Here is a 6953-nt window from a genome sequence, read left to right on the forward strand (position 1 = left end):
TCCGATGTATTCATAATCATTCGCCCATTCCTTGTGATTTTCAGCAAGTGCTTTTAAACTTTCACAAAAATAAACCGTTTCTGCGGTCGTTGTCGTCGGATGAATGGACATACGAATCCAACCCGGCTTACGAACCAATTCGCCCAAAGAAATCTCATTGGTCAATTCATTGGACATTTCCACGTCAACGTGCAATAAGAAATGCCCATAAGTACCTGCGCAACTACAACCACCTCGTGTTTGGATTCCGAAACGATCGTTTAAAATCTTTACGCCCAAATTGAAGTGCAAATCATCAATATAAAAAGAAATCACTCCCAATCTGTCTTGATGCTGACCCGCAAGAATATTCACGTTATCAATAGCATTGAGCTTCTCGAAAATATAATCGATAATTTCATGTTCGCGCTCAAGGATATTGTCAACTCCCATTTGATCCTTCAACTTAATGGCCAAAGCAGTTTTAATGGTTTGCAAGAATCCTGGAGTCCCACCATCTTCCCGATCTTCAATATTATCGATGTATTTGTGCTCTCCCCAAGGATTGGTCCAGCTTACCGTACCGCCACCTGGACTATCAGGAATCATGTTTTTGTACAATTTTTTACTGAAGATCAAAACACCAGATGTGCCCGGCCCTCCAACAAATTTGTGTGGCGAAAAGAAAATAGCATCCAAGGCCTCTTCTTCATCTTCCGGATGCATATCAATATGAACATAAGGAGCAGAACATGCAAAATCTACAAAACAAACCCCACCATTTTGATGCATCAATTTAGCAATGGCATGATAAGGCGTTTGAATTCCTGTCACGTTCGATCCGCCAACAACGGAGGCAATCTTAATAGGATGATCTTTATAGTGTTCAAGAAGTACTTTAAAATTTTCCATGCAGAATAAGCCATCTTCTCCTGGAGGAATGACTTCCACTTTTGCAATGGTTTCCAACCATGACGTTTGGTTGGAATGGTGTTCCATATGCGTGATAAAAACAACAGGTTTTATTTCCGCAGGAACCACTGTATACTTTTGCATGTTTTCAGGCACTTTCAAACCCAAAATACGCTGAAATTTATTGATCGCTTCGGTCATTCCACTGCCACAACAAATCAACACATCATCATCGTTGCTATTCACATGATCCTTGATGATATGCTTTGCCTTGTGATAAGCCTTAGTCATTGCCGTGCCCGAAACAGTCGTCTCGGTATGCGTATTCGCGACGTAAGGCCCAAAAACATTCATCAACTTTTCCTCAATAGGTCGGTACAAACGCCCGGAAGCGGTCCAGTCGGTATAAACGATTTTCTTCTTCCCATAAGGGGTCTCAAATTCCTGATCAATGCCTATAATATGCTTTCTGAACTGTTGAAAGTATTGCTCGAGTTCAGTTGTTTTTAAATGTGGTGTTACTGTTGAAATCATTCGAATTAAAATTTTCAAGTATTTTATCCCGTCCAATAACGGGATGAATTCCATTTCATGTTCATTTCAACGATAGTTATCTGCTTCAGATTCATGAACATTAAAATCCTCTCAAAGGTACTAAATATTTGCGATAGCCTTAATTTCAGCAATGATTTTATCAGCAAGTGCATCAGCTTCAACTTGTGAAGGCGCCTCGGTATAAATCCTGATAATTGGCTCGGTATTACTCTTGCGCAAATGCACCCAACTGTTGCTGAAATCTATTTTAACACCGTCAATAGTCGTCAATTTTTCATCTTTATAACGCGCTTCCATCGTTTTTAAAATACCATCTACATCAATTTCTGGAGTCAAATCGATCTTTTTCTTGCCCATAAAATAATTTGGATAAGTCGCTCGAAGTGCACTTACAGACATTTCCTTTTCTGCCAGCAAACTTAAAAACAATGCCACACCCACAAGCGCATCACGGCCATAATGTAATTCCGGATAAATAATTCCGCCGTTACCTTCGCCTCCAATAATGGCATGATTCTTCTTCATCAATTCCACAACATTGACCTCTCCTACGGCACTGGCCTCATAACTTCCGCCATGTTTTTCAGTAACATCTCTCAAAGCTCTGGTTGAACTCATATTACTCACCGTATTTCCTGGGGTTTTGCTTAATACATAATCTGCACAGGCCACTAAGGTGTATTCTTCACCAAACATCTCCCCGTTTTCATCCACAAAAGCCAAACGATCCACATCAGGATCAACCGCAATTCCAAAATCAGCTTTCTCGGCAACGACCATCGCCGATAAATCTTGTAGATGTTCCTTTAAAGGCTCTGGGTTATGTGGAAAATGACCCGTCGGATCACAATACAATTTTATCGCCTGGACGCCTAAACGCTCTAATAACAACGGAATAACAATTCCTCCGGTAGAATTGACACCATCGACCACCACTTTAAATTTGGCGTCTCTAATCGCTTTCTTATTGACCAACGGCATCTTTAAAACTTCATCAATATGAATATCGATATACGCTTCGTTTTTTGTGATTTTACCAAGATGGTCTACTTCAGAAAAATCCATGTGGTCATTTTCGGCTATTTCTAAAATTTTGGCACCTTCGGCAGCATTTAAAAATTCGCCTTTGGCGTCAAGGAGTTTAAGCGCGTTCCATTGTTTTGGGTTATGGCTGGCGGTCAAAATAATTCCGCCATCAGCATGCTCCATTGGGACAGCAACTTCTACTGTAGGTGTTGTTGACAATCCAAGATCAATCACGTGAATGCCTAATCCTACTAGCGTATTCATGACTAAATTTTGGATCATTTCACCAGAAATTCGCGCATCGCGCCCCACCACAACACGGTAGTTTTCCTTGTGTCGCTGTTGCTTGATCCATACACCATAAGCCGCTGCAAATTTAACCGCATCAATTGGGGTCAAATTATCGCCAACTTTTCCGCCAATAGTACCTCGTATTCCTGAAATTGATTTGATGAGTGTCATTTATCTAAATTTATTTTTAAGTTTTAAAAAATAGGTTTCAAAGTATTTATATGAAAAATGAGCCATTAAAATGGTCAATGCAAAAGTCAATATATAAATCAAAATAATCATTACCAAATCATTGAAAATTTCCATTTCTTGAACTTTCAAAAATAAAAAAACCACCGCATTCATAGCAATTACATGATACATGTAAATACCATAAGAAATGTGCCCTAAATGATGGAGTCGTTTATTACGGATTTGTTTACCACAATTATTATGTGCTAAAGTATGTATGAACAGCCCGAAGATAATCATTGTGAAAAGATTATAAAGCCATAAGGATTCAAAATAGAGCAGATCTGTAAAAAAGTAGAGCACTACAGCACAAACAATCAACAACGGAATAATGCTTGATGACTTCAAAAATTCAAGCTGTTTTTTTTCTTCCAGAATGGCAATAATCCCACCAAAAAACAAAAAGAAGTACACAAAATAATATTGTCTTAAAAAATACAGTACATCTAAATGATACATTACAAAATAGAACACACTTAAAACAACCAACATTCTCAAAACCTTGGTTTTGGTTACAAAGTACATCAGAAGAGCGATCATAAAATAAAACTGTACTTCAATTCCAATAGACCACAATATCCCCAAAATCCCACCAGGAGCATAAAGTTTAGCAAACACGTTAGGCAGAAAAAAAACAGTCCATAAAATGCCTTCATGCAATTTATAATTGATTTCAAAAGGAATGCCCAAATAGGGTAAAATAACATTGTAGAAAATAAAACCGAAACTAACAATAAGATAATAAAGCGGTAATATTCTTAAAGCCCGTCGTATATAAAATTTTTTAATGGAGAAGCGGCTCTGAAGCTTTTGTCTATAAATCAGTTTGATAATCAAAAATCCACTCAACACGAAAAACATATAAACAGCCTCTGTACCTCTGTTAAAAACAGGGATTATAGTGGCACTCGGCAGTCCTTGATTAGAGGAGAGTTGTGGCAAATGAAAAAAAACAACCAATGAAGCTAAAATAAAACGTAAGGGATCTAAATTGGGTAATCTCTCCAAATTATAATTTTTGAAGACCAAAAATACATATATTTATTGAATGAATTTTTTAGCCCATATTTACCTTTCGGGAGATAACGAAATGATCACTATTGGAAACTTTATTGCCGACGGCATTAAAGGCAAACGGTATCAAACTTATCCGAATGCCATTCAAGTTGGCGTTCTTTTACATCGCGAAATTGACACGTTTACCGATGCGCATCCTACCGTTAGATTAAGTACCAAACGCTTACATCCCCGATACGGTCATTATAGTGGTGTGATTGTCGATATTTTATACGATCATTTTTTAGCTAAAAATTGGTCCTCCTATTCAGAAATACCATTAAAAATATATGTGGATGACTTCTATGAATCCTTGCGAATACATAATGATCTGCTCCCATCGCGCATACAAAAAATGATGCCCTATATGCTTGCCGATAACTGGTTATTGAACTATGCGAAAATTGAAGGCATCCAAAACGCATTAAATGGCATGAACAGACGGACAAAAAATATTGTTGGAATGGATCGCGCCACCGACGAACTCAAGGAATTCTATCAGGAATTTGAAGCAGAATTCACTTCTTTTTTTGAGGAATTGCGTTTGTTTTCGAGTGAAAAATTAGCAGCGCTGAAGTTGGATTACACTTTGGAATAGATAATTAGGGCTGAGTTATTTCACAGATTTACACTAAGAAACGTGGAGGTACACAGCGTTTTATTACATATTTCTTTGTGCATCTCATATTACTCAGTGTGTCTCTGTGAAACAACTATATTTGCAACAACTATTTTTAACAAAAAAATCATCCGTGGCAAGTCCGAAAAAAATATTAAAAATCGTAGCAGGAGTCATCGTCTTCTTTACGCTACCTACCCTTTTCCTATTTGGTATTTTATACTTTAAATATAATGAAGAGTTACCCACAGGAATCGAAGGTCCGCAAGCGGAACAATTGGCGACAAAAATGCTAAATGCCCTCGATTATGAGGCCTATAAAAACACTGACTATATAGAATGGACCTTCAATAAAAGACATCACTATAAGTGGAATAAGGCCGAAAATACGTGTGAAGTGTTTTGGAAAGCTTATAAAATCAATCTCGACTTGAACGATACCTCTAAGAGTAAAGCCTTTCAAAACGACATAAAAGTAGAAGGCAACTCGTCAAAAGAACTTATTGAAAAAGCAATCGTTTATTTTAATAATGACTCATTCTGGTTAGTGGCGCCCTATAAAGTTTTCGATTCAGGAACACAGCGCAGCTTGGTAACTTTAGAAAATGGCCAAGAAGCACTTTTAGTCACTTACAGCTGTGGAGGCACTACGCCTGGAGATTCTTATCTGTGGCATTTGGATGCTTCAGGAAAACCAACAAGCTTCCAAATGTGGGTGAACATTTTACCAATTAACGGTTTGGAAGCCACTTGGAGCGATTGGACAACCACCGAAAGCGGTGCGCAATTACCAACTTTTCATAAGTTTATGGTCATTGGCATAGAGATCACGGATATAGTTGGACAGAAATAAATTATGAGTTCCCCCCTTCGCAAAAGCTGCGGACGGGCAGTGTTCAGTGTTCAGTGTTCAGTAAAAATTATGTTTTTCAATTGAATTAACCGATTTATTTCTAAAAAATAAACGACACATGTTTCACAAAATAATATGTAATAGCAAAAATTTTCAACTACCCACTACCGACTATAATCTAGCAACTATAGCCCCTGCCTTCAGCCGTTGTGACTATGAATGTAACCGTGAATGCTATTACACAGAGTTGCACAAAGGAAACACAGAGTTTCACAAAGAAATTGGTTCTAGTAAAAACTTTTAACTTCCCACTAACAACTAAAACCTGAGAACTATTGTCCTATCTGCTGCCCTTGAGACTGTGACTGCGACTGCCAACTGAAGACTGCCAACTGAAGACTGAATTCTACCCCTTCTGCCCCACAAAGTTTTGACTAGCATGCTTAAACAAAACATTAAAGGTGGTCAAACTGCCGTAACTTCTGGTAATATATTGCTGCAGCTCAATCTTTTCTTGTTCGTCGAGCTTACTGCTATTGATTTTTTGCTCCATCACACGCAAACGGTCACGAACCATCGTGATTTTATGAAAAAACGTATCAATAGGCACTTCACTCGATTTTAGATTAGAATCTCCCGGCTGTAAAATGAGTTTGCCACCTTTCCACTTATCAGCGATGGTCACGACTTCGCTCACGTCGCTCCATTTCTTCAAAATAGATTTTAGAGTAGTTTCCACTTCATGAAAACTGATGGTATCTACATCATCTTCTGCGGCTTCGATGACTTCAAATTCCGAATCGAGGTCAATCGTTTCTAATCCGCTGTCAATAAATGTTACCCAATAATGTTTTGAGGTGACGTTGGTTACGACGCCTTTGCCAAATTCTGGGTGGTTTATTCTGGAGCTAATTCCTAGTAATTGCATTGAAAAATGTTTTTTCATTCCCACGAAGGAGGGAATCTATGTTAGATTATATTTATAATTTTCATTTCTCCGATACTATGCTCCATCCATAGAGCAAAGCACTTTTTGTAATGAACCACAAGTATATTACTTTTTTTAAAGTATTTAAAACTGAAGCATATATTTATAATCACTATTGTCCGAAAAAGAATTAAGACACTTCGACAAGCTCAGTAACCGCTGCCTCGCTGATAGAACCAAGAACAAAGACTAACCACGTAATTAATTGAAAATAAGGGCTGTGAAATTCATAATTAGAATGGGTTATGATGATTTAGCAATAGTTTTCAAAAAACCTCGAAATGAAGGAGATTGAGGGTCAAAAACATTGAAACACCTTTATTTATCTCTATTCTTAGTAGATCAACGCAGCTTTAATCTGTCAACAATGATTTATAATCGATTTTATTTCGACTAAACACTTCATGATTTTCATATTTTAGAAATTGTAACCACTAAAAACC

The 6953-nt window shown here is 37.6% G+C and carries 6 protein-coding genes; 2 read left to right on the plus strand and 4 right to left on the minus strand.

Annotated features, from left to right (window positions below):
• The 3 genes from ABIQ28_RS10210 to ABIQ28_RS10220 form a co-directional block, all read right to left on the minus strand.
• A partial coding sequence (locus ABIQ28_RS10210) for an aminotransferase class V-fold PLP-dependent enzyme (protein WP_348036911.1) occupies positions 1–1425 on the minus strand: 1425 nt, incomplete at its 3' end.
• 120 nt (positions 1426–1545) lie between these two features.
• Positions 1546–2934, minus strand: coding sequence for a phosphoglucosamine mutase (gene glmM / locus ABIQ28_RS10215; protein WP_348036913.1), 1389 nt, complete (start codon positions 2932–2934; stop codon positions 1546–1548).
• Entirely contained in the window at positions 2935–4002 is a 1068-nt protein-coding gene (locus ABIQ28_RS10220; protein WP_348036915.1) for an acyltransferase, read from the minus strand. It lies immediately after the preceding gene.
• 40 nt (positions 4003–4042) lie between these two features.
• Between ABIQ28_RS10220 and ABIQ28_RS10225 the strand changes: the two genes are divergently transcribed.
• Together ABIQ28_RS10225 and ABIQ28_RS10230 are read left to right on the plus strand one after the other, a co-directional pair.
• On the plus strand, positions 4043–4648 hold the full coding sequence (locus ABIQ28_RS10225) for an acyl carrier protein phosphodiesterase (RefSeq protein ID WP_348036917.1): 606 nt from the start codon (positions 4043–4045) through the stop codon (positions 4646–4648).
• A 154-nt stretch (positions 4649–4802) separates the two neighbouring features.
• The gene (locus ABIQ28_RS10230; protein WP_348036919.1) at positions 4803–5522 is read left to right on the plus strand and encodes a hypothetical protein; all 720 of its coding nucleotides are present in this window, start codon (positions 4803–4805) and stop codon (positions 5520–5522) included.
• A gap of 406 nt (positions 5523–5928) precedes the next feature.
• Here the strand turns inward: ABIQ28_RS10230 and ABIQ28_RS10235 are convergent, their stop codons facing one another.
• The gene (locus ABIQ28_RS10235) at positions 5929–6450 is read right to left on the minus strand and encodes a hypothetical protein (protein WP_348036921.1); all 522 of its coding nucleotides are present in this window, start codon (positions 6448–6450) and stop codon (positions 5929–5931) included.
• Between the last annotated feature and the right edge of the window lie 503 nt (positions 6451–6953).

Origin of the sequence: Gelidibacter sp., assembly GCF_039916245.1 — a bacterium.
Lineage (GTDB): Bacteria > Bacteroidota > Bacteroidia > Flavobacteriales > Flavobacteriaceae > Gelidibacter.

What these genes read in the sequence shown, in the direction of transcription:
- glmM (WP_348036913.1), bottom strand. Translation starts at nt 2,934, where the DNA reads ATGACACTCATCAAATCAATTTCAGGAATACGAGGTACTATTGGCGGA.
- ABIQ28_RS10225 (WP_348036917.1), top strand. Translation starts at nt 4,043, where the DNA reads ATGAATTTTTTAGCCCATATTTACCTTTCGGGAGATAACGAAATGATC.
- ABIQ28_RS10235 (WP_348036921.1), bottom strand. Translation starts at nt 6,450, where the DNA reads ATGCAATTACTAGGAATTAGCTCCAGAATAAACCACCCAGAATTTGGC.